This window comes from Avibacterium paragallinarum, from assembly GCF_900450705.1.
Classification (GTDB): domain Bacteria; phylum Pseudomonadota; class Gammaproteobacteria; order Enterobacterales; family Pasteurellaceae; genus Avibacterium; species Avibacterium paragallinarum.
Map to the genome: position 1 here is coordinate 915,775 of NZ_UGHK01000002.1, position 24,207 is coordinate 939,981.

Annotated in this window: 19 protein-coding genes, 2 pseudogenes and 1 riboswitch; of the genes and pseudogenes, 8 read left to right on the plus strand and 13 right to left on the minus strand. The window is 40.4% G+C overall.

Annotated elements, in window-relative coordinates:
* Nucleotides 1–16: 16 nt before the first annotated feature.
* Nucleotides 17–781 (minus strand): molybdate ABC transporter substrate-binding protein, encoded by a 765-nt coding sequence (modA, locus tag DXZ23_RS09235; RefSeq protein WP_017805766.1) that lies wholly within the window; start codon nucleotides 779–781, stop codon nucleotides 17–19.
* A 195-nt stretch (nucleotides 782–976) separates the two neighbouring features.
* Between modA and DXZ23_RS09240 the strand changes: the two genes are divergently transcribed.
* Both DXZ23_RS09240 and gltS read left to right on the plus strand, forming a co-directional pair.
* The gene (locus tag DXZ23_RS09240) at nucleotides 977–1,765 is read left to right on the plus strand and encodes a TOBE domain-containing protein (protein WP_017805767.1); all 789 of its coding nucleotides are present in this window, start codon (nucleotides 977–979) and stop codon (nucleotides 1,763–1,765) included.
* Nucleotides 1,766–1,953: 188 nt separating this feature from the next.
* Nucleotides 1,954–3,159, plus strand: a complete 1,206-nt coding sequence (gene gltS, locus DXZ23_RS09245) for a sodium/glutamate symporter (protein WP_017805768.1) — start codon at nucleotides 1,954–1,956, stop codon at nucleotides 3,157–3,159.
* Nucleotides 3,160–3,241: 82 nt separating this feature from the next.
* Here gltS and DXZ23_RS09250 read toward each other — a convergent pair whose 3' ends face one another.
* Nucleotides 3,242–6,247: a chondroitinase family polysaccharide lyase gene (locus tag DXZ23_RS09250; RefSeq protein WP_017805769.1), complete on the minus strand. Its 3,006-nt coding sequence runs from the start codon at nucleotides 6,245–6,247 to the stop codon at nucleotides 3,242–3,244.
* Nucleotides 6,248–6,260: 13 nt separating this feature from the next.
* Nucleotides 6,261–7,325: a porin gene (locus tag DXZ23_RS09255; protein ID WP_017805770.1), complete on the minus strand. Its 1,065-nt coding sequence runs from the start codon at nucleotides 7,323–7,325 to the stop codon at nucleotides 6,261–6,263.
* A 298-nt stretch (nucleotides 7,326–7,623) separates the two neighbouring features.
* Between DXZ23_RS09255 and DXZ23_RS09260 the strand changes: the two genes are divergently transcribed.
* The gene (locus DXZ23_RS09260) at nucleotides 7,624–8,430 is read left to right on the plus strand and encodes a sulfite exporter TauE/SafE family protein (protein ID WP_017805771.1); all 807 of its coding nucleotides are present in this window, start codon (nucleotides 7,624–7,626) and stop codon (nucleotides 8,428–8,430) included.
* 11 nt (nucleotides 8,431–8,441) lie between these two features.
* The gene (locus DXZ23_RS09265) at nucleotides 8,442–8,990 is read left to right on the plus strand and encodes a Crp/Fnr family transcriptional regulator (protein ID WP_017805772.1); all 549 of its coding nucleotides are present in this window, start codon (nucleotides 8,442–8,444) and stop codon (nucleotides 8,988–8,990) included.
* 43 nt (nucleotides 8,991–9,033) lie between these two features.
* Here the strand turns inward: DXZ23_RS09265 and bioB are convergent, their stop codons facing one another.
* From bioB to DXZ23_RS09290, 5 genes and pseudogenes are all read right to left on the minus strand, one after another.
* Nucleotides 9,034–10,047: a biotin synthase BioB gene (gene bioB, locus DXZ23_RS09270; RefSeq protein WP_021724419.1), complete on the minus strand. Its 1,014-nt coding sequence runs from the start codon at nucleotides 10,045–10,047 to the stop codon at nucleotides 9,034–9,036.
* A 51-nt stretch (nucleotides 10,048–10,098) separates the two neighbouring features.
* Nucleotides 10,099–10,740 (minus strand): thiamine ABC transporter ATP-binding protein, encoded by a 642-nt coding sequence (thiQ, locus tag DXZ23_RS09275; RefSeq protein WP_017805773.1) that lies wholly within the window; start codon nucleotides 10,738–10,740, stop codon nucleotides 10,099–10,101.
* Nucleotides 10,741–10,850: 110 nt separating this feature from the next.
* A complete protein-coding gene (gene thiP, locus DXZ23_RS09280; RefSeq protein ID WP_242510711.1) occupies nucleotides 10,851–12,503 on the minus strand; it encodes a thiamine/thiamine pyrophosphate ABC transporter permease ThiP in 1,653 nt (550 codons plus the stop codon).
* Entirely contained in the window at nucleotides 12,467–13,471 is a 1,005-nt protein-coding gene (gene thiB, locus DXZ23_RS09285; protein WP_017805775.1) for a thiamine ABC transporter substrate binding subunit, read from the minus strand. The genes thiP and thiB overlap by 37 nt, the downstream gene beginning before the upstream one ends.
* A 48-nt stretch (nucleotides 13,472–13,519) precedes the next feature.
* A riboswitch (TPP riboswitch) is annotated at nucleotides 13,520–13,609 on the minus strand.
* A 323-nt stretch (nucleotides 13,610–13,932) separates the two neighbouring features.
* Nucleotides 13,933–14,586: pseudogene (locus DXZ23_RS09290) on the minus strand (IS1595 family transposase).
* Between the two features lie 189 nt (nucleotides 14,587–14,775).
* Between DXZ23_RS09290 and DXZ23_RS09295 the strand changes: the two are divergent.
* Nucleotides 14,776–15,081, plus strand: a pseudogene (locus tag DXZ23_RS09295) (IS110 family transposase); the annotation flags it as partial.
* A 22-nt stretch (nucleotides 15,082–15,103) separates the two neighbouring features.
* Here DXZ23_RS09295 and DXZ23_RS09300 read toward each other — a convergent pair.
* The 5 genes from DXZ23_RS09300 to DXZ23_RS09320 form a co-directional block, all read right to left on the minus strand.
* A protein-coding gene (locus tag DXZ23_RS09300) for an IS3 family transposase (RefSeq protein ID WP_114995494.1) occupies nucleotides 15,104–16,443 on the minus strand; the annotation gives its coding sequence in 2 pieces (ribosomal slippage) (nucleotides 15,104–15,993 and nucleotides 15,993–16,443; 1,341 coding nt in all).
* 87 nt (nucleotides 16,444–16,530) lie between these two features.
* On the minus strand, nucleotides 16,531–16,977 hold the full coding sequence (gene fur / locus DXZ23_RS09305) for a ferric iron uptake transcriptional regulator (RefSeq protein ID WP_017805778.1): 447 nt from the start codon (nucleotides 16,975–16,977) through the stop codon (nucleotides 16,531–16,533).
* A 28-nt stretch (nucleotides 16,978–17,005) separates the two neighbouring features.
* Nucleotides 17,006–17,533, minus strand: a complete 528-nt coding sequence (gene fldA, locus DXZ23_RS09310) for a flavodoxin FldA (protein ID WP_017805779.1) — start codon at nucleotides 17,531–17,533, stop codon at nucleotides 17,006–17,008.
* Between the two features lie 14 nt (nucleotides 17,534–17,547).
* Nucleotides 17,548–17,817, minus strand: a complete 270-nt coding sequence (gene ybfE / locus DXZ23_RS09315; RefSeq protein ID WP_017805780.1) for a LexA regulated protein — start codon at nucleotides 17,815–17,817, stop codon at nucleotides 17,548–17,550.
* 129 nt (nucleotides 17,818–17,946) lie between these two features.
* The gene (locus DXZ23_RS09320; protein ID WP_017805781.1) at nucleotides 17,947–18,729 is read right to left on the minus strand and encodes an alpha/beta fold hydrolase; all 783 of its coding nucleotides are present in this window, start codon (nucleotides 18,727–18,729) and stop codon (nucleotides 17,947–17,949) included.
* Nucleotides 18,730–18,808: 79 nt separating this feature from the next.
* On the opposite strand from DXZ23_RS09320, the gene seqA reads away from it, so the two are divergent.
* The 3 genes from seqA to mscK are packed head-to-tail and all read left to right on the plus strand — an operon-like array spanning nucleotide 18,809 to nucleotide 24,189.
* Entirely contained in the window at nucleotides 18,809–19,438 is a 630-nt protein-coding gene (gene seqA / locus DXZ23_RS09325) for a replication initiation negative regulator SeqA (RefSeq protein ID WP_017805782.1), read from the plus strand.
* A gap of 13 nt (nucleotides 19,439–19,451) precedes the next feature.
* Nucleotides 19,452–20,885, plus strand: a complete 1,434-nt coding sequence (gene menE, locus DXZ23_RS09330; RefSeq protein WP_017805783.1) for an o-succinylbenzoate--CoA ligase — start codon at nucleotides 19,452–19,454, stop codon at nucleotides 20,883–20,885.
* A complete protein-coding gene (gene mscK / locus DXZ23_RS09335) occupies nucleotides 20,869–24,189 on the plus strand; it encodes a mechanosensitive channel MscK (protein ID WP_017805784.1) in 3,321 nt (1,106 codons plus the stop codon). The genes menE and mscK overlap by 17 nt, the downstream gene beginning before the upstream one ends.
* Nucleotides 24,190–24,207: the final 18 nt, after the last annotated feature.

The following is a 24,207-nucleotide window of genomic DNA, read 5'->3' on the forward strand; positions in this document are numbered from 1 at the left end:
TTCCACAAACGAGCGACTATTTCACCATAAAACCAAATTTTTGGAAAATCGCTTTTGCTTCATCCGATTTTAAATAGGCTAAAAACGCTTCGCTCTCAGGGTTATTATGCCCTGTAACAATGGCAGCGGGATATTCGATCGGCGCGTGCGAATCCGCAGGAAAGGTGGCAACCACTTTCACTTTTTGGCTTGCGACAGCATCTGTAGCATACACAATACCTAATGGCGATTCCCCTTGTTCCACCAAAGCTAAGGCAGCACGCACATTGTTTGCTCGAGCCAATTTATCTTCAACCCCAGCCCATTGATTTAACGAAGTGAGCGCCTCTTGAGCATATTTCCCCGCAGGAACGTGCGCGGGATCGCCCACCGCTAAATAACTGCCATTGAGAGCCGCTTGCCATTGCGGATTTTTAACATCAATCTGTGCAATTTGGCTGTTTTTCGGTGCAATCATCACCAACGCATTTTGCACTAAATTGGTTCGTGTTTCAGGCACAATGCTATTTTTCTCTGCCAAAAAATCCATCCATTTTTGATTAGCTGAAACAAACAGATCAGCGGGCGCACCCTGTGAAATTTGGCGAGCCAACACCGAAGACGAGGCAAAGGAAAAATCAATTTCTTCCTCAGGGTGAGCTTTCAAATAGCTGATTTTCGCAGCCTCCAACACATTCGTCATTGAGGCTGCGGCAAAAACCGTAAGTTTGGCTTGTGCCGAAACTGAAAGCATTGCACAAGCGGCAACGGTGGAAAGCAGTAGGGTTTTAAATTTAAACATTTGTGTTTCTCCTTATTTAGATATATAAATAAAATTATATAACGATATAAAAAAGAAAAGCTACATAAAAAAGCCAACTTCCCGTAAAATATCACTAAATTTCCCCACTTTTAGCGGGATTAATGGACTAATTGCTCCTACGAAAGAAAAATGAATTCAGAGATACGCTAGAAAAGTTTAAGTAAGGAATAAACTATGCAAGACAGCGAAGTGCTACTCACCATAAAACTTCAACAACAGCTTTTTGTCGATCCCAAACGCATTCGCCTGTTGCGTGAAATCCAACAATGCGGTTCAATCAACCAAGCCGCCAAAAACGCTCAAGTAAGCTACAAAAGTGCGTGGGATCACCTTGAAGCGATGAATAAAATCAGCCCTCGTCCTCTACTCGACCGCAATATTGGCGGCAAAAATGGCGGCGGCACATCACTCACCCCCTATGCGTTACGGCTATTACAACTTTATGATTTACTTGAACAAACCCAACAACGAGCCTTTGAAATTTTACAAAATGAGGATATCCCCCTTGACAGCCTACTTTCCGCAACCACGCAATTCTCACCACAAAGCAGTGCGAGAAATCAGTTTTTGGGCAGCATAAAATCCCTTACACCCCAGCAATATTATTATGATGTTGAAGTGGAGCTGGCTCAATCTAAGCTGCTAATGCACGTTTTTATCACACAACAAAGTGCGGTACGTTTACAGCTTGATTTAGGCAAAGAGGTGCTATTAATGGTAAAAGCACCTTGGGTAAAACTCGTTACTGATGTTGAACAATATGCTCAAAACCTTTTCAATGCAACGGTGGACAATGTTATTAATGACAATCAACAACGAGAAATAGAACTTTCTCTCAGCGGTGAAAAAAATGGTAAAGAAAAATGCTATGCCAGTTTAACGAGTGCCGAACAAATTCCTTCAACCCAATCTATTCGATGCCACATTGACCCTGCTCAAATTGTGCTACTGACATTAAACTAAGCAAAAAATACCACCTTTTTATAAAACAGAAAATGCAGTTGTAGAATATACAACTGCTTCATCTAAAATTTCCTAGCCTCTCTCATTGAGAGATCTCTGTCACAATCTTATAAATCTACACTTGATTTTCATTTTATTAACATTAATATAACAAAAGAACATCTTTTTCTTATCATTGGGAGGTTTCAATGCTCATCATTAAAGTAGGTATGTTCCAAACACTCGCATTAGCTGTCGTTGCTATCTATGTGGGAAAATTTATCCGAGAACAATTTCCCATTCTAAAAAAATACTGTATTCCAGCCCCTGTTATTGGCGGCACACTTTTTGCGATATTCACAACGCTTTTCCACTCTTTTGAACTATTTTCGCTACAATTTGATTACAAAACCATTAATACTTTCTTTTACAATCTTTTCTTTGCTGCAATGGGATTCGCAGCAAGTACCGCATTATTGAAACGAGGTGGAAAATTAGTCCTTATTTTTAGCCTTTTAGCCGCCCTGCTCGCTATTTTGCAAAATATTCTATCACTCGGCATTGGTATAAGCTTTGGAATGGATCCGCTTGTTGCGTTAATGTCAGGTTCTATTCCTCTCACTGGTGGACACGGCAATGCGGCAGCATTTGCTCCAATAGCAGAACAAATGGGGGCAAATGGAGCGATTGAGGTTGCCGTGGCAGCAGCTACTTTTGGCTTGGTCGCCGGTTGTGTGCTGGGCGGCCCATTAGGACGAGGATTGATTAAAAAACATCAGCTTGCTGATGCCCCCTCCTCAAACACTGCGTCGCAGAAAAAAGAGGAACGCCCTTTACCTACCCTGAGTTATCGCCATACTAGCCAAGCAATATTTTTACTTTTAATCGCTTGCGGATTAGGGCAGACGCTTTTTTTCGTCACTAAAACCCTTTTCCCTAGTGTCAATATTCCTATTCACGTAATGAGTATGCTAGGTGGGTTACTTTTACGTTTATTCCTTGATAGAAATTCACGTGATCATTATGCCCTTTATGAAAATATTGCGATTATCGGGGAAGTTTCATTAGCCATTTTTGTTTCTGTTGTCATTACCACAATGCAACTTTGGAAATTAGCTGATCTTGCCTTGCCTTTACTTACCATATTATTACTCCAAGTCTTATTGTGTTATTTATTTTGTGTTTTTATTACCTTCCGATTATGTGGCAAAAACTATGATGCCGCCATTATCGCAACTGGACATTCAGGTTTTGGATTAGGTGCGGTTCCAGTTTCAATGACAACAATGACCGCGGTTTGTAATCGCTATCATTATTCACAAATCGCTTTCTTCGTTGTGCCTTTAATCGGTGGATTCATTAGCAATATCAGTAATGCACTCATTATTACATTTTTCCTAAATATTGCGGGATAATGCGAAATTAAATTTCAAATACGCAACAAAAAAACACCGCACTTTAAAAGTGCGGTGTTTTTTATTGCTTGTTTATTAATGGTTATTTCACTGCGACTAAATGCACTTTACAAGGTGTGGCATCAGTAGTATGAGTAGAAACCATTGTAGCCTTTCCTTTTAATTCAATGTTCGCACATTGACTCGCGTTCTCAAGTTTCCATTTTCCTTTTACCGTAACCGTAGAATACTGTGGTTGCGATGGGGATTTACGCCAAGAGCGAGAATAAATACTCACTTCCACTTGTTTGCCGTCTTTCACTTGATCTTCTTCAGTGCCTTGATAGAAAGCTAAATCTGGGTTCACAATAGATAAATCTAACGTATTTTTACCCTGCTGTGCCATTGCCATCAAAGGTTTATCTGCACCAAGTATTATTCCACCCACATCCTTTTGCAAAGCATCAAAATAAGCATAGCCTTCCTGACCACTTCGATTATCTCGGATAGCGTGCAGTTTGCTATTATGGGATAGTTTTTGATATGCCACACTTTCTTCCGATTTTGGCGTAATCAGTACCGCATATTCATATTTTCCATCTTTTGGTGCTTTGCCGTGTTCCAGTACAGCTGTCGCAAATTTTCCTTTAGTTGGCTTATCATTACGTTCATCAACAGATTCTTGATTTTGATAATACAATGTCAGCGTCTGTCCTTCAGGAACATAATAGCGGTTACCCGCTGGATCAGCTAAAGTTACAGGGCTTTGCATTTCCTGCACTGAACCTAAGGTTGCGATCGATTTTCCATTTACAAATATTGGCTTAAGATCATCCACATTATGTTGGAATAATGTTGTTTCTGTTTTGTGCTGACTATCTGTATTTTGAACATCTGTTCCCAATGCAATAATCTGATTATCAAACAAGAAATAAGATTTTTGTGCAAACAATGATTCTTGCTGATACTTGCTATGCCCGCGTAATTTCATTGCATACATACTATTATTATGCAAATCTGTCCCACCGGCGTAAGTTTCTGTTGATAATAGCATTTCTTCAAGACCCGCTGAAGGAAGCTGGGCTAGCTTCGCCCGCAATTCGGCATAAGGGAGATGAATCGTGGTCGTCCCTGGGAAACGATTCCAATCCCAGCCATCATAACGATACCCTCTATCATTAAAATGGGTTGGAATAATTTCTAATGCCCCATAAGACATATAACGTCCATACAGATTATTTTTCTCATAGGACTCATTACCAACTAAATAACGACTAAATCCTCGTGCAATGGCAAGCCAAGAATGTTTTGGATCATCTTGGTGACGACGCTGAACCACCATCGAGGCGTAATTCATTGTCCAAGCTCCCGTAGGTTCTGCCGCAGCAGGGACACCTTCAAATTCCTCTTTATGTTCTAAGGCAGCATAAATAGAAGCAAAAGTGCGGTTAATTTTTTCGCCCGTTTTTTCATCACCAACCAAAGCAAACCATTTAAATGGTGAAGAGGCGATAGAGAATTTCCCTGTTGGGTGACGCCCACTTATGACAATTGGGATATTGCCATTTTTAGTGTAAACCCACATTTTATACAGCACATCATCAAGACGTTTTTTAGCTTCTTGAGTGAGTGCATAAGGTGTTCCACTAATTGCATAAACAACAGGAGAAAGCCCTGTAAACGCATCTTTTCCATAGGCTGTATAATGCTGTGAATGGTGGAACATTGAACCATCAGGCTTAAACCCACCGGCAACCCCTTGAGATTGTAAAACAGTCGTACTCAACCAATGTGAAAACTGTTTTAAAAGCCCAGCACGTTGATTTTCATTAGGTAATAATAAAATACTCTTCAACATCCATTGCAGTTGCGTATTAAGAATATCTACATTCGCCTCTACAATACTGCTATCTGGTTCAAAAATACGTCCAGCCCCACTAAACCACGCCATTGCACCCTGTGCTTGCTCAAGCAGTCCTTGCTGAGATAATAAATCCCTCATTAAGAACCAAGCATCAAAAATTTCTCGATTCTGATACCCCATATGGCTCACAATTTGAATGCTGCTCCCTCGCACAAAACCTTGGTCAAATAGATAACGAGTCGCAAGTAAGAATTGATTTTCTAATTGCTGACGTTGTTCTGGCGTAAGTTCGCCCATTCGTAACACTTTTGCACTTTCCAGCATCACTTTTCCTAGCTCTCTCATTGAAATGGAATTCAGTAAAAAAGCTTGCTCTTGCTTGCTAAATACCTGATCATTTTTCATAAATTTTTGACGAGCAGGAAAATCTAAGATTGCCCCTTGAATTACCCCATCTTTTTCACTGATATTAAAAGCTTGGTATTTTTTCAAAATCGCTGAAAAATCCACCGCACTTTTCTTCGTTTCTGAAATATTGAGTACTTGTTCAAAACGCTGATAAATACTTTCAATTTTTGGATCAGAATGAAGTTTGGCATTAAAATCTAAATGTGGGTAAATTTGGCTCAAACGTTGATCATTCATTAATAAGGCATTCCAGTTTTTATTTACTGCGGTACTTGCCGTTGGATTAACAAAATCTGCTTGATAATCAGGAATCGGGTAGCGATTATCTACAGGGACATTAAATAAAAGCTGATCTAGGTACAATGTTCCTGCTTCATTCGGTGCTTTAATGACGAGTTTATCTAAAGACAACACTTTTCCACCAGGCATATCACGAAATGGTACTGCAATACCTCGCCAGCCAGTAAAATCTAAATTGATTTTGAATGACTTTTTCACCTTCCCCTGTTGCTCAAAATCAAATTGTAAAGGCTGTTTGAACGGCTTATCATTGTAAAGCCACAACATAAAAGTTTGTGGCAAAATTGCATCATCTTTTGATAAATCAATTTGTTGGTTGAAAACCAATTCACTTTTAGGCTGAAATTGCCAGCGTAGAGATTGTCGCCCATCTTTATAACGCAATTGACTTGGTGCAACCTGCCCGCCATTAATAGTCATAGAATCAGGGAGTTTTTCCCCCTCAAAAAAATCCCAAACATAGTAATTTGCACTTGCCGTTCCCATCATTAAACTAGCAGTCAAAAAAGTTAAACGAGATAATAATGTGACTTTCATATTTTACCCTTACTTAAAATAGCAAACGGAAACCCGTATAATATTGATTTACATATTTATTATGTACATTGATGTCACCAATATTGCGATCTCTTGCAAATTCAATAAACGTGATGAAATTTTTAACAGGTCGGTAATCTACCCCTAAAGTATAGCCTTGGTTAATTTGTTCGCCCCGTTTCTCATAACGGAATTGACTATAGCCTGCAAAGTCAGCTGTAACGAAATATTTTGCTGCTAGAAAATGTCTTTTTTCTTTGACTTGTTTACTATCGAGATAGCTGGCATATTGCAAATCTTTCAGCTCACCATAATTATATGCGAACTCAAAATCACGATATTTCACCTCTGCTGTAACACGCCAAGCATCACGATGTATATTTTGTCCAATCCATTTTTTATTTACTCCCGTGCTATCTGGAGCGGAGAATTCATAACTGTCATAATTATCACGGGTATACCCTGCTCTAAAACGAATACGCCAATCATCATTTAATTTATTTGTATAAAATAAAGCGAGACCATAACCATTTTGCAAATTCTTTTTGGAATTCATCTTCTTAGTTGCTGAACCCAATAAATAATCGGCTCCAAATTGAAAACCCGCAAACTCTATGGTACGGAAATGAATTCCTTTTTCCATTGCAGCTCTAAGCGGATTACGTCCGCCGCCGCCTAATTGCCAGTTACCAAACATCACTGCATCACCATTAGTTGCAAAGCGTCCAAAATATAAGCGTCCAATTGATTTTTGCTCTACACCCAAAAATAGTTGCCCAACACGAGGATCACCAAAACCAGAATGATTACTCCCACTCGAATCTTGACCATTAAAAATTATTCTCGTTTGCCCGATTAATTTCCAATCTTCCCCTAGTTTTTGACCAAACACAAAATCTATTCGAGAACCACGATCTCGTAAATCCGTACGTTGCCCCTCTGTGTTGGCTAGCATTGGTCTAAATTGTCCATTAATTTGCACACTTGTCCCCTCTTTTTTATAAATCTCTACTGCATTTACTGTAGTCGCAGTGATGGATAAGAGAGATAATGTCAGAAAAGAAAATGTCTTTTTCATATAAAAATAATCCTTATTCTTTATGGATAAACACAGGCAAATTTCATCATTCTGTGACGAATCTGAACCTTTCGTATTATGTTCAAACTGGTTAAAACAACATAAAAAATAACTAGAATTGAGCATTCCCCCTAATGATATGAAAAGCATTTATTAATAAAAAGAAGAAAAACACAAAAACAAGATCTAGATCACAAAAATATTAAAACAATATTTCATATAATTAATTATGATACTGATCATAAGTACCACACTGCTTAATATTTCATAATAGAAAGAAAACAGAACAGGAAATGCTATGGATCTCTTTCTGATTTTCATTCTTATATTATGCGGTGCTCTAACGAATCTCATTTCAGCATTATTTGGAATTGGTGGTGGAGTGCTTATTGTTCCTATACTGCATACTCTCTTCCCGAATATGCCTATACAAATGATCTCTGCTACCGCTCTTACCATTGTGATGGGTTCAGCACTAATTAACCTTTGCTACTTCTATAAACTAAAAATTTATATTAACAAAAAGAAATTACTGCTTTGGTCTCTCTGTATGATTGTTGGCGTTCAGATGGGCTTTTACCTTAGCTTTAATGTTTCTGACAATCTTATTATTACTGTTTTCATACTTGCATTGCTTACCCTTTCAATTAAAACATTCTTTCCATTTGAACGTAAAGGGCAAACGCACAGAAGTGAGCCAATAAATGATAATTTTCGTGGTAGCTTTTTTTGCTTTTTCGGCGGAGGAATTGCTGGGCTTACAGGAATTGGTGGAGGATCAATTATGTCACCCCTCCTAAGCCAGCTTCCTAGTATTAATATAAAAAATGTTGCGGTTTATACAAATTATATGATGGTCATTGGCGGTATTGGCAATCTCTATGGCTACCTAAGTAAAACACCCGACTTTTTTATCCCCAATTCATTTCAGCTAGGCTATGTAAATTTTTCTATTGTATTTATTATGGTATTAAGCTCCTTTGCTATGAGCTTCCTTAGTATGAAAATCCGAGGGATTCTCAAAGACGAACTTGCAAATAAACTCTTAGGTATCATACTATTTTTACTTGCTTTATATATGCTGATACTAAACTGGCTTAAATAGGAAAATAAAATATGGATATATATCGTGATTTCAATCAATGTCAGCTCTCCAATTCATATAAAGTAGAGAAAGGTATCCCTATCTATCATCAAGGAGATACCGCCCAATCGTTCTATTTTATTCAACAAGGTTTAATTGGTTTATATCACACCCTTGAAAATGGCAAAGAAAGCCTTGTTAGAATTTATAAGTCAGGCGATTATTTTGGTTTTCGCACGCTATTTGGAGACAAAAAATACCACTGCACAGCAAAAGTATTAATGGAAGTGGAAATCATCAAAATTACTCCACTGAATATTGATCATTTTTTCTTAGAAAATCCTGCAACTATCCGTTTATTATTTCAGCTATTATCTAATGAACTAAGAGAGGCTGAAGGGCGTTTAGCAAAAAGTGCGTATTTAAAAAGCCTAGATCGGGTAATAGATAGTATTTATTTTCTCAAAGAAAATTTTCCTGAATATCATTGGACGCATCGAGAAATTGGGGAATATGCTGGTTGTGAAACAGAAACCGCCATTCGAATCAGCCGTGATTTACGCAAAAAGAATTTATTCTAATCCATAAAAATAGCAGCCTTGATGCTGCTATTTTTGCGGAGTATTATGCGTCTTCTTTTACCCAACGATTTTCCTCTGTTTCGGGTTCGAGATCGAGTTTCGCCATTAACAGTTGATCACCGTCTTCCTCAGGGTTTTCGGTAACAAGCAATTTATCGCCATAGAAAATGGAGTTCGCCCCTGCCATAAAACACATTGCTTGCATTTCTTCTGACATACCTTGACGACCTGCGGATAAACGCACATAGCTTTTCGGCATTACAATGCGAGCCACGGCGATGGTACGCACAAATTCCGTCCAGTCTAATTCTGCCGCTTCCGCTAATGGCGTGCCTTCCACTTTCACTAATTGGTTGATTGGCACGGATTCAGGTTGCGGATCAAGATTTGCAAGGCTGGCAATAAAGGCCGCACGCTCTTTGCGAGTTTCGTCCATTCCCACAATGCCACCACAGCACACTTTTAAACCCGCCTTACGCACTTTGCCAAGGGTGTTTATGCGATCATCAAACTGACGCGTACCAATGATTTTTTCGTAATGTTCTGGAGCGGTATCAATGTTGTGATTGTAATAATCCAAGCCCGCATTTTTCAGATCTTCCGCCATTCCATCTTGCAATAAACCGAATGTACCGCAGGTTTCTAGGCCAAGATCTTTCACCGCTTTGATGATCGTGGTGATCTTTTCAATATCCTTAGGTTTTGGCCCTCGCCACGCCGCCCCCATACAAAAACGGCTCGCACCACGAGATTTCGCCACTTTGGCTTTTTCCACAATTTCTTCAATATCAAGCAGTTGCTGATTTTGTACGCCCGTGTGATAACGAGCCGATTGCGGACAGTAACCACAATCCTCTGGGCAACCGCCCGTTTTAATTGACATTAAAGTGGAAAGTTGAATGGCTCGCGGGTTGAAATTTTCCCGATGCACCTGTGCCGCACGATACACAAGCCCTAAAAAAGGCGTTTCAAATAAGGCTTCCACCTTACACACCGACCAATATTCAAGGGTTGGGTGCGGTGTGAGTGAAGGAATTTGAATGGTTGTCGTTGTCATAAAGTATCCTTGTTTTAAAAAGTGCGGTCTATTTTAGACATAATTTTTCCGTTATGGTAATGATTTATTGCAAATCCTACCATTTTGCACGGAAATAATGCGATCAATTTTGCCTTTAAGCTCATCGGGCTGATGCGTAACAATAAGTAGGGTTAATTTTTTTTGCTGGCATAACGCATCTAATAAACTCAGCATTTCTTGCCGTAACGCGGGATCTAAGGCGGAAAAGGGCTCATCGAGCAATAAGATCGGTTTGTCCCGCAATAAACAGCGTGCTAAGGCGACCCGTTGTTTTTGTCCGCCAGAAAGGGCATTGGGTGAGCGGGTTAAAAAATCTGCTAAGCCCACGGCATTCGCCGCCGCTGCCACTTGGGATTTTTCTTGCGAGTTTAGGCTCAAACTTGGTTTTAACCCCAAGGCAATATTTTGTTCTACAGTGAGATGTGTGAACAAATTATTATCCTGAAACAGCATCGAAACAGGGCGTTGATAAGGGGCGGTGAAGGTGTGATTTTGCCCGTTGAGCCAAATTTCCCCTTTATCCACCAGTTCAAAGCCTGCGATTAAATTGAACAAAGTGCTTTTGCCCGCTCCACTCGCACCAATCATCGCCACTTTTTCTTGAGCCTGAATGTGCAGTTGAAAGTGCATTGTTTGGTTGGGGTAATGAAAATAGCTATCTAGTTTAATCATTCGTGATCCAAATAGGTTGAAATTAATCTTAACGCCTTTTATCGCGTGGTTGGCTACATTCAGCTCAGCGGGCAAAAATTCAAGCACTCTAACGCGTTAAAAGTGCGGTGTTATTTTGCCCCTGTTTTTTCTTCCGTCTTAGGGCGTTGTTGTTCGATAAACACAAATAATGCCCCGCATAATAGTAATAAAATCAAGGCAGTAACACTCGCCTCTTTGACGCGATAAGCCCCTAGTTGCTGATAAAGCAAATAAGGCAATGAGGTAAAATCTTGGCTACCAAATAATGCAATAGCGGTGAAATCCCCCAAAGATAAGGCACAGGCAAGTGCAAAGGCATACCGCATTGGGGCATTTAACGCCTGCCATTCCATTATCCGCCAACGTTGCCAACCTTGCACGCCAAGAGATTGGCACAGCCGTTCATATTGCATATTTTGATACATCGGCACAGCGAGAGTTCGCACCACAAAGGGCATCGCCATAATGCCATTGCAAAATGCCACGATCAAAAATAAATGCCATTGCTGAAAATCAATGTCTTGCAAGCGGATAAATAGCCCCAATGCCACCACTAAAGTGGGAATCGCCAGCACGATCATTCCAATATTGGTGATGAAATTAGCACGATAAGCGGCGTTTAGCCAAGCCAATCGGCGAGCAAATAAGAGCAATGCCATTGATAATAAAATCGCAACAAATGCGGCAGTGGGAGCAAGGGTTAAAGAGAATGTTAATGCACGCCAAAGGGGGGCATTTCTCCACAGCCCACGCCAAACTTCCCATTGTAAACCTGAAACCAACAGCGACAGTAAAGGGGAAAAAAGAAAAACCAGCATGATACTCAGAAAAAAAACTTGCCAAATTTGCACCGCACTTGATTGTTTCTCTCGCCAAAAAGCACGAAAGTTAAGCGAGGCTTCGGGCTTGCCATTAAACACCGTACTAATAATGAGTAAACCAAGGCAAAAACCGCATTGCAACAAGGCAAGCGTTGCGGCTTTTGGGAGATCAAATTCAAATAAAATCGCTTGATAAATCGCCACTTCGAGCGTGGTATAACGCGGCCCGCCGCCAAGGGTTAAAACCAGTGTAAAACTGGTGAAGCACAGCATAAAAATCAAGGCAAATGCAGGGATAAATTGCGACCGCAAATAGGGCAATTCGATTAAGCGAACAAACTGCCAGCCGCGAATATTAAGTTGCGAACTCAGTTGCCGTTGTTGGTTGGGAATGCTGGATAAGGCTTGCAAAAATAAACGGCTCGCAAGGGGGATATTGAAAAAGAGATGAGCGATCAAAATGCCACTCAAGCCATAAATATTCGGTTGCCAATCAATGCCTAATGCGGCAAACAGATGAGCTAGCCAGCCTGAATGTCCGTAAATGCCCAATAATCCTAACACTGCCACTAAGGCGGGTAACACAAAAGTGAGGGAAAATACTTTTAAAATTAAGGACTTACCACGAAAAGGCTGATTAAAAAACGCCCGTGCGAACAGCACGCCAATCAGCACGGAAAGCAATGCGGATAAAAACGCCTGCCCGAAGCTAAAAGCGATAACGTGGCGAATATAGCTATCTTGCCAGAGGGCTGACCATTGATAATCACGCCCAATGTTTAGCACCGCACTTAAGGCAAAGGCGTAAAATGCCACTAACAGCACAATCACGCCAAGCCCTCCCTCCACAGCGGTGAGAGGGAATTTTTGCCGATAACGACGAATTATTGCGTTAAGCTGGCTTGCCAAGTGTTCGTCCATTGTTTGATTTGTTCCGCATTCGCTTGACTACCCAGCGTTTTCTTACTGCTTTGGGCTTTTTTCAAGGCATCAAAATGCGGTTCAACGGCTTCATCAATCACAGCGAACATCACATTTCTTGGTGAAATTTGTTGCTGTGCCGTCGGTGTAACAAGGAAGCTCATAAATTCATCAGCACAGGCATTTTCGTGGTTCGCCACTCTCGTCGCAGTTTCAATTTGCAACACTTGCCCTTCGCTGAAATCCGTCGCGGCATAATTTTCATCTTTATCATTCAATAAATGGTAAAGCGGTGAGGTGTTGTAGCTGAACACGAGATCCGCCTCGCCTTTCAAAAACGCCCCGTAGGTTTCCGACCAACCTTTGCCTACCGTAACCGTATGGCTGGCGAGAGTTTTCCACGCTTTCGCTACGTCATCGCCATAGACTTCATTCATCAAAATCACCAAGCCTCGCCCTACACCACTGGTGCGAGGGTCTTGATAAATCACGCGAAGTTGTTGATTATCCACCAATTCTTTTAAACTTTTTGGCGGATTTAGCAATTTGTCTTTACGATACACAAAGGCATACGCACCGAAATCATAGGGTAAAAAAACGTTATCTTGCCATTTGACGGGTAGCGAAAGTTTATCCGTCGCCACCTTATTTGGAGCAAATAATTGCGTTTTCTTCGCTTCATCAAGCATTGTGCTGTCTAGCCCTAACACAATGTCCGCTTTGGTTTTCTTACCCTCTAAACGTACGCGGTTAAACAGCGTTCCCGTGCTATTAAAGGGAACATAATTCACTTGGCATTGCGGGTGGGCTTGTTCAAACAAGGCTTTCACTTTCGGTCCAGCCCCCCAATCTGCACTAAAGCTGTCATAGGTATAAACATTCACCTCTTGAGCGGCAAAAGTTTGCACCGAAGCGAAAAGTGCGGTCAAAAATGTGAGCGAAAATAATTTAGAACGATGAAATTGCATAGTTTTTCCTTAAAATAATAAAGAATGACCAGCAATATTGACGCAAAAAGCGGAGAAAAATTAGTTTCCTACGTCAGTATTAACTGTATCAGGTTCACGGGTATGATCTCAGCTTATCAAGCACCCCGACTAATTTGAGTGTACACTCGGTTGCATTATAGCGGAATTCATTTTACTTTCATACAAAGCGTTAAGCTGAAATAATCCAGCAAAGGAAAACAACTCTATGTAGGTAAAAAAGCGTTTAGCAATCCCTAAATCTACCTGAAATAATAAAAAAGTGCGGAACTTTCCAAAACTAAATTTATCGAAAAATCCCACCGCACTTTTAAAAATCCCTTCTCCCCGTGTAAATTGCCCTCATTCCAATAAAATTTTTAGAAAAGTAACGCCGAGCGAGAGCGAAGCGAACATCAGGCTTACTTTTCGTTAAAAAAATTTGGGGCTGTAGTAGATTAGCCCTAAATTTCACACCACTTTCGCAATATTTTTAACTGCTCTTTTGGTGTCCCAAAGTTAAACCGAAATTCACATTCCTTCAAGAATAAAGGAAAGTTTTTTCGGTTAATTCCATTATATTTTCGCAGTATCCGCTTCGCCTGATTCCAAAAATTTTCAATGCCATTAATATGATTTTGTTTCACCGCAAATAGCTCGGAATGATTGATTCATTCGTGGTGAAATTCACTCACATCAAGCGCATCATAACTGCGATAAGTGTCCGTATAAACCCAGCTATCAGGCTTGATTTTTCTTTTAATAACAGGGAGTAATGTTTCACTCTTGGTGTTTTCAACCACAACAGTAAATACCTTTCCTTGTCGTTTTAGTAACCCAAAAACAGCAACTTTTCCAGCCGCTCCTCGTCCTCGTTTTCCCTTTCGATGACCACCAAAATAGCTTTCGTCTAGTTCAATTTCCCCCTCAAAAATCTCGTTAACTTCAAGGGATAAATGATAGCCAATCACAAGCCTGATTTTATGGTAGAACAAAGCGGCTGTATTCGGTTGAATATCTAGCAAATTTGCTGCTGTTCTTGCAGTAACTTCTGCGACAAAAAACTCAAGTAGTTTTTTCTGTATGGATTGCTTTAATTTACAATATGTTATCTTCATTTTTGTAGTATAGCATTGTTGCTAATCTACTACAGCTCCTAAAATTAATATAAAATAGCAACAAAACCCCGTTATCTGCATCTCGCATACGCCCCAGGCAACAAACCGAGTTGTAGCAATGAGAGCAGATAACATTTCACCAAAAAACCGAACAGTTGCCAGACTTAAACCCGAATGCAAGGCAGGTTAATGATGAATGAACAAACTTATTGTGGTATTGATGTTGCTAAACGTCATTTCGTCATTGGGCTTTCTACCCAAAAACGAACAAAAACCGAAACCAACAACCCGAAAGGGATTGCACATACCATTGAGTATTTACGTCGTTTCAGTGTGGACTTAATTGTCCTTGAAAGCACCGGTGGGCTTGAACTTCCATTAGCTAAAGCACTCCACCGCACAGGCTTTCGTGTGGTGATTGCCAACCCGCGACAAACCAATCAGTTTGCGATGTCGCAGTCACTAGCAAAAACCGACAATAAAGATGCCAAAATTGATCTGCCCCCAAAAAGTTAGACTATATTCTAATTTCATTCAAGGACTGAGTTCTGTATTCCACAGGGCTTAGTCCTTTGAGCTTCACTTGAATACGCTCATTGTCGTAGTAATGAATGTACTCGTGAATCACTTTTTCAAGCTGTTCAAAGGTTTCAAACCGCTTGCCAAAGTAACATTCCGTCTTCAATCGCCCGAAAAAGCTTTCCATCGCACCATTATCAAGGCAATTGCCTTTTCTCGATATACTTTGCGTAATACCGTGTTTTTTCAATATCTCCCGATAACCCATCATTTGATACTGCCACCCTTGGTCGGAATGCAGTATCGGTTTTTCCCCCGCTAATCGGTTCACCGCCTGGGTCAGCATTCTGGTTATCTGCTCAAAACTCGGACTTCTCGCCACATCATAAGCAATAATTTCGTTATTAAACAAGTCTTTAATCGGCGATAAATACACTTTGCCTTCCGCACATTTGAACTCGGTGATATCCGTTACCCACTTCTCATTCGGCATCGTTGCCGTAAAATCCCGTTGCAACAGATTATCGGCAATGTGTCCCACTTTGCCTTGGTAAGAACGATATTTTTTCTGCTTACTTTTTCCTTTTAACCCCAAACGTTGCATTATCGCTTGCCCCCTTTTGTGGTTGATAATCAAGTATTTCCTTAATTCCAAGGTAATTCGACGATAACCATAATTTTCGTCATTTTTGCGATAAATTTCCTCTATTTTCTGTGAAATCGCTACATTTTTATCCGACTTTGGCTTGAGATGATAAAAGAACGAACTGCGTGCCAATCCGATTAGCCTGAGTAACAATTCCAACGGGAAACGCAAGCGTAAGGCATTTACGATGACGGCTTTTTCTGCATTTTTTGTTGGTTGAGTTCCTGCAACTTTTTTAGCATTGCATTCTCCGCTTCTAATTCCAAAATTCGGTAACGCAAGCGTTCTTCTTCTGTTTTGGGCGTTGGTGGCATTTTAGGTGAGTTGAGTTTCATACTTGGACGACCTTTAGGTTTGAGTAATAACCCATCTATACCTTGTTTTTCAAAGCGTTGCAACCATTGACTAATTATCCCTGAACTGGGGATATCAAAGCGAAAGCAGGCGGCTTCAGCGGAGCACTGGCCTTTTTTGATAGCTTGAATAACCTTTAATTTAAACTCAACAGAATAATATCGTTTTTTACTTAATACAGCTAATCCATTGATTCCATTATGATTAAATTTCGCAATCCAACGTGCTAACGTGCTTTGGGGAAGCTGAAAATACTGGCGAGTAAGCGAACGGTTTTTTCCATTTTGATGATAAAAGTCGAGCACTTGTTGTTTGAAACGTTGAGTATATTTAGTCATAAAAAATCTGCACCTTAATCAGTTGGTTGTTTAGTCCAACTTTTGGGGTGCAGATCATTTTTTAAGTGAGGATTTTTACACAAGAGATTATTTTTTCTCTTTATCTTTTTCATCACAGTTGTCAATATCGCTACATTTTCCGTAGAGGTAAAGGCTGTGAGTTTTTAATTTGATGCCGTGTTCTTCGCTAATTTGTTTTTGTCGCTGTTCGATGATTTCATCATTAAATTCAAATACTTTGCCACAATCTACGCAAATAATGTGGTCGTGATGCTCTGTTGGGGCAAGTTCAAAAACCGATTTGTTGCCTTCAAAGTTATGACGAGTCAGAATGTTGGCTTCGTCAAATTGGTTTAGGACGCGATAAACGGTGGCTAAGCCGATGTCTTCGCCGCGTTCGAGAAGCAATTTGTACACTTCTTCGGCAGAAAAATGCGACATACTATGTTCTTGCATTAATGCCAAAATCGTTAAGCGGGGTTCGGTAATTTTTAAGCCCGCTTTTTTTAGTAATTTGATATTTTCTTCAGACATAATCGTTCCTTATTTTGGGATTAACGGCTTACTCAACGAGTTCGGCTAAACACATTTCATCGAAAACTTGTTTTGTCCATTTTTCAACACGCTCTGCGGTCAGCTCAGGTTGGCGATCTTCGTCAATACATAGACCGACAAATGTGCTGTCATCAACCAGTGCTTGCGACACTTCAAAGGTGTAGCCTTCCGTTGGCCAGTGTCCGACGATGATTGCCCCTTTCGGCTCAATAATATTGCGGATTGTTCCCATTGCGTCGCAGAAGTATTCTGCGTAGTCTTCTTGGTCGCCGCAACCGAAAATGGCGACTAATTTGTCGGTGAAATCAATTTCTTCTAGGGTTGGGAAGAAATCGTCCCAATCGCACTGGGCTTCGCCGTAATACCAAGTTGGGATTCCCAGCATTAAAAAATCATACGCTTCAATGTCTTCTTTGGTGCTTTTGGCGATGTCACGAATGTCCACGACTTCTGCACCGAGTTGTTTTTGAATCATTCTGGCAATGTTTTCGGTATTACCAGTATCACTACCATAAAATAAACCAACGATAGCCATTTTTATTTCCTATTTTATTTAAAATGTTCTTGTAAAATCGTTACGATCAATTCTGAACGACTAACACGCTTTATTGACGCTAAATCTTCTAACTGTTGCACTAAATCCGTATGTAATTTTAACTCAACTCGTTTTAATCCGCTGGACTTATCACGTTTCAGCTGGTTGCGTTTATTAATGCGAAGTTGTTGTTCTCGGCTCAGTGGATTTGTTTTTGGACGACCCACTTTTGGCGTGTTAGCAAACAGATCGAGCGTTATACAGTCAGCATCTTGTTTTGCCATTTTTCAAATCACTGATGTTGTCTAAAATGTAGCTAATTGAGAATGAGAAGCTACAACTACTAATTAGGGCGAACTATATCATAATTCCTGAATGAATAAAACCCTGCGACAAAGATTGCCTCTTTTGCGTTAGCTGGCTAAAAAGCGGGAAATAATCCGCACGATGGCATCAGGTTTTTCCGCGTGTACCCAATGCCCGCTGCCGTTAATGGTGAATGATGTCGCGTTGGGGAACTGTGCCAAAATCTGTTCGCTGTATTCTGGTAGAATGTAATCAGAAAGCCCGCCGCGAATAAAAAGGGTCGGATTGGGGTAGAAGCAAGGTTGCCAGCCCATTATTTGAGCGTAGTTTTGATAAAGTGCGGTCAGATTAAAACGGAATTTTTCTACTGACGCGGGATCAAAGGATTTCAGCATAAATTGCTGTACGCTTTCTTGCGGAATGTGCTGTGCCAAAATGGGTTTGGCTTGTTGGCGAGTGGCTGGCTGGGCGGCTTTGACGGCAAATAAGCCCGCGAAAACGCTATCGTGTCCGTGTTCGCCATAGGCGACAGGGGCGATGTCGATCACCACCAATTTTTGCACCAAATCAGGGCGTAGGGCTGCGGCTCGCATTGCGGTTTTGCCGCCCATTGAATGCCCGATCAAAATCACCTCGTTTAAGCCTAAATGATCGAGTGTGGCAAGCAGATCTTGAGCCATTAGATCGTAATTCATTGTTTCGGAGTGAAAACTTTGCCCGTGATTACGCAGATCTACGCGTAAAATCGGGTAGTGTTCCGCAAAGGCACGGGCGATTACGCCCAAATTATTCATATCACCAAACAGCCCGTGAATAAACACTAAGGTGGGTTGTGTGGAGGCGGTTTCTAACGGGTGAAATTGAAAGTTAAGTAAATGAGATTGCAACATAATTTTTGCGTGAGTATTTGAAAATAAATCGTTATAATGTTGCAAAAGCGTAAAGAGATCAAGCAACTGGAGAGAAAAAATGAAAATTATTGAAGTGGACGAAGAACTTTATCAATACATTGCGAGCCAAACGAAATCCATTGGCGAGAGTGCATCTGATATTTTACGCCGTTTACTGAATTTTTCTTCTTTAAGTTCAACCCCGCAAAGTCAAAGCACTGCCCCGCACAGTGAGGCTTCTTCGCGTAGCAATCAGAAAACCTCCGCGGAGAGGGGGAATGCGTCAGCGGTAACTCACGCGGAAAGCCAATCTAAAGTGGCGACCAAAAAACAATCCAACGAAGCCATTAATAAAGTGAGTAGCAAAGTGCGAGAGCTGATCCAATCGGCAGATTTTCAGCAAGAAAGCAAAGCGGTGATGCGGTTTCTCGCCATTTTACGCATACTTTATCGCACCAATCCCGAAAGTTTCGCCCAAGCGACAGAATCTTTACAGGGACGTACGCGGATTTACTTTGCCCGCGATGAAGGCACATTATTGATGGCAGGCAATCACACCAAGCCAAAACAAATTCCAGACACCCCTTATTGGGTGATTACCAATACCAACAGTGCAAGAAAAATGTTGATGTTAGAGGGGGCAATGCAATCAATGCACTTGCCAGAAGCCTTGATCGATGAAGTACGTACGTTCTTCACGGTAAATTAACGGTGTTGTGATGATGTACCCTTGGCAACACTACGCCACTCAAGCTCCCTTTCAAACCAAAGTAGCCTTGCGTAACGAGCAAGGCGAACTTTTTTCTTGGCTTCAGTTGAATAATAAAATCAATGCCGTCGCCGCAGCGTTTTCGCAGCAAGGGGTTAAACAGGGTGATGGCATTGCGTTGTGGGGGAAAAACCATTTTTCTTTGCTCTTGGCTTATTTAGCAGGCATTCAGCTTGGGGCAAGAGTATTAGGGCTCAATCCCGCCTTTCCGCAAGATAAAATCCAGCAACTTTGTGAGGCAAATGGCGTTCATTTCTACTTTTCACTTGAGGCGAAAAAAACATTAAAAAATCTGACCGCACTTTATCTTGCTGATGATGATTTTTCCGCTGATAGAAGAACCTCAACGAAAACAATGGCAGCTTATGATGCACAGCGTCCAGCTACAATGACGCTCACTTCTGGTTCAACAGGTAACCCCAAAGCAGTGGTTCATCATCTCCAAGCCCATTGGGAGAATGCCAAAGGGGTTTGTGAGTTAATGGCATTTGAGCAAGATGACGCGTGGTTGCTTTCCTTGCCCTTATACCACGTTTCAGGGCAAGGCATTGTGTGGCGTTGGCTAGTGGTTGGGGCGGCGTTGCATTTGCCAAGTGAAGATTTTTACGCCGCCGCAACGCAGGTTTCGCATTTATCCCTTGTGCCAACTCAATTACAGCGGTTTTTGGCATATTTGCAACAATCGCCCGCTCAATCAATTCAAACACAGCATATTTTATTAGGCGGTAGCCATATTCCTTTAGCTTTAACACAGGAAGCAGAAAAATGGGGGCTGACCTGTTATTCTGGCTATGGAATGACGGAAATGGCGTCCACGGTTTGTGCGAAAAAAAGTGATAATCGCAATGGCGTTGGTACTCCCTTACAAGGTAGAGAATTGCAACTTATTGAGGGTGAAATCTGCTTGCGTGGTGCGGGGCTAGGCTTGGGGTATTGGCAAAATGGCGAAATTGTCCCTTTAATTCAACAAGATGGCTGGCTACATAGCAAAGATCTTGGCGAATGGCTCAACGGCGAGCTAATCATTTTAGGGCGGGCAGACAATATGTTTATTTCAGGTGGTGAAAATATTCAGCCTGAGGAAATTGAGGGGATTATTTTGCAGTATCCTAGCGTGAAACAGGTTTTTGTATTGCCCATTGACGATCAGGAATTTGGGCAACGCCCCGTGGCGATGGTCGAATTTGAACAAGGCTTTAAGCAAAGTGAGGTGGAAAATTTACGCGTTTTTCTTGCTCAGCATTTGGAGCGATTTAAACAGCCTGTGCGATATTTTCCCTTCCCCCTTGAATTATTCCAATTAAACGGGCAAATTAAACTTTCACGCCAAGCGGCGAAATCTGCATTAAAAGAATTAGTAGGAAAAGCAAATGAAGTTATTTCGTAAGTGTCTGATTTATTTTTATAGTGTGTTGTTATTATTGACGTTTTCCAATGCAAGTTTTGCGGATTTGCCTACGCTAGATGCAATTCAAGCACAGCTCAATACGGCAAAAAGTGCGGATCAAAATGATCCCAATAATAAGGTTTTACAGCAAAATTTAGAAGAAACTCTCAATTTTTTAAATAAAATTGCTAAGCAAAAAACGGATAATGCAACGCTGAAAAATATGGTGAGCAATGCTCCCGCACAAGCCAGTGCGGTACAAAAGGATATTGATAAATTAAAAACGGCTCCAGCTTTGCAAATCGGGGATTTTAATCGTCTCTCTTTAATTGAACTGCAAAATCAATTACTTAGTACGCAGCAGCGTTTACAACAAACGCAAACGGATTTGGTTTCTATTAATGCACAATTAGTTAGCCAGCGTACTGCTCCAGAAAAAGTGCAATCAGTATTGAGTACGAATTTAATTCGTTCACAAGAAATTGATAAATTATTATTTGATACGACCGTAGATAATGTTGAAAAAACAAAATTAGAAACGGAGTTAGCCTTTATTAATTTACAAAATAGTTATAATCAAATGCTGTTGCAAGGGAATAATGATTTAACGTCATTATATACCGTTCAATTAGAAGAAAAGAATTTAATTCAGCAACAACTACAAGCCAAATTATCAATGTTGCAAGAGGTGATTAATAATAAAAATTTACAAGAAACTCAGCAACAAGCGGAACAATTAAAACAATCACAAACCAATATTCAAGACAGCAATCCAATTATTGTTGAGCAACAAAATCAAAATTTACGTATTAGCCAAGATTTAGTTAAACAAACGGCACAATTAAATATTTTGGCTCAGGATAGTTTGCGAATTAAAGGCGTTTTAGATAATTTACAGCAAACAGAAAGAAATATTAATGAGCAAATTAGTGCCTTGCAAGGCACATTAGTGCTTTCTCGCATTATTAATAAACAAAAACAATTATTGCCTCAAGATCAAATGGTGCAAGGGCTTTCAAAACAAATTACTGATTTACGCGTACAAATTTTTGATGTAACGGAATTACGCGATAATTTGTATGATACTGATAGTTATATTGCGAATTTAGAAAAAAATGCACAAAAGCCTTTTAGCGATAATGAAAAAACGCAATTAACCACAATTTTACAAGAGCGGCGTAAATTATTATCTGACACGATTACAACATTAAATAATCAATTAAATCTTGCGATCAATATTGAATTAAACCAACAGCAAGTGAGCTCGATTAGTGATACCTTGCAAGGTAAATTGCAACAGCAAAGTTTTTGGGTGAAAAGTAATCCACCCATTGATTTTGCTTGGTTCGCTACATTTTTACCAAAAGTGAAAGCACAGTTGCAAGATATTCACCATCTGATTAATTTTTCCAATTGGAAGAATAATATTTTAGCGGGCAGTTTTTTTGTTATTTTACTCAGTATTTTTACTGTGTTAATTCAATTAAATAACCAAAAAATAAAACATCGTCTTACCTATATTAATAGCAAAATTAATACGCTAAGAGGGGAGCGACAACATTATACGCCAGAAGCCATTTTATGGACGGTGATTTTATGTTTACGCTCGACTTTTGTTTTCTTAGGGTTATTAATTTTAATTAGTACCTTCTGTTTTGAATCCCCTGAAAGCTTTTGGTTGTGGTCAGTAAAAATGGCGGGATATTGGCTCTTTTTTGCCTTTATTTTAGCAATGTTACGTCCAAATGGTTTGGCGTATCGTCATTTTAATATGCCGCAATATAATGTGCAGTTATTTTATTCCGTATCAAAACGTTCGGTTTGGATTTATGCTTTATGGCTAAACGCCTCTATTTTCACCCATTTAGAGGGGGGAATTACCAATGATGTTATTGGTGAGGTCTTAACCATTTCTATTTTGGTGATTTCGTTATTTATTGTAGGCCCTCGTTTACGCTATGCGGTGAGCATTTATCAGAAAACCCAAGAACAAGCAGGCGAGCAAAGTTATTTATTTAAAATTGCCCGTTTATTATTGGTTATCGCTCCGATTGCATTAATTATTTTGATCGTAATGGGCTATTATTATACCGCACTTAATTTAATGGAACATTTAATGTCCACTTATTTTGTGTTGGTGCTTTGGATGATTGCAAAAGATGTGATTTATCGCAGCTTCACTGTGTCCGCCCGTCGTCTTGCCTACCGCCGTTTATTAGAAAAACGTGAGCAAATGCAAACGCAGAAAGGTGAGGGAAGCGATAGCGAAATGAATGCCGAAATTCAGCAAGAAGAAGTGCTGAATATTGCTCAAGTGAAGAGCCAAGTGAAAAGCGTGGTGGATCTCTTACTTTGGGTCGGTTTGTTTGGGCTGTTTTATTGGGTATGGTCGGATCTGATTACCGTCGCCTACTATTTAGAGGGCGTAACCCTGTGGCAACAACAAGTGGTAACGGATACGGGAACGGTAAGCGAATCAATTACGCTATTAAATCTTTTATTTGCCTTGATCATCATTATTGGCACTTATGCTTTGGTGCGGAATATTTCAGGGCTGTTGGAAGTGCTGATTTTTTCCCGAATGAGTTTTTCTCAAGGCACGCCTTATACGATCACTACATTGCTCACTTATTTTATCATTGCGATTGGTGGCGGTGCGGCGTTTTCAGTGTTGGGAATGTCGTGGTCAAAATTACAATGGCTATTCGCCGCGCTTTCGGTAGGTTTAGGTTTTGGTTTACAAGAAATCTTCGCCAACTTTATTTCGGGGATCATCATTTTATTTGAACGCCCAGTTCGTATTGGTGATGTGGTTACCATCGGCGAATTTTCAGGTACGGTATCAAAAATCCGTATCCGCTCAACTACCTTGATTGATTTTGATAAAAAAGAAGTGATTGTGCCAAACAAAGCCTTTGTAACGGAACGTTTGATTAACTGGGCATTAACGGATTCAATGACCCGCGTGGTGATTAATGTTGGCGTGGCTTATGGTTCGGATCTTGAATTAGTGAAGCGTTTATTATTGCAAGCCGCTGATGAATGTGAATATGTATTGAAAGATCCTGAACCTATGGCATACTTCCTCGTGTTTGGTGCAAGCACGCTGGATCACGAATTGCGGGTTTACGTTGGCAACCTCAACGAGAGAACGAAAACCATTGATCATCTCAATCGTCGCATTGATGAACTCTTCGCCGCACACGATGTAGAAATCGCCTTTAACCAGCTTGATGTATTTATTAAAAATCAAGCGACAGCACAAGAAGTACAAATTGTGTCAGAAAATTTAGCAAAATCATAAGGAACAATATAAGGAAAA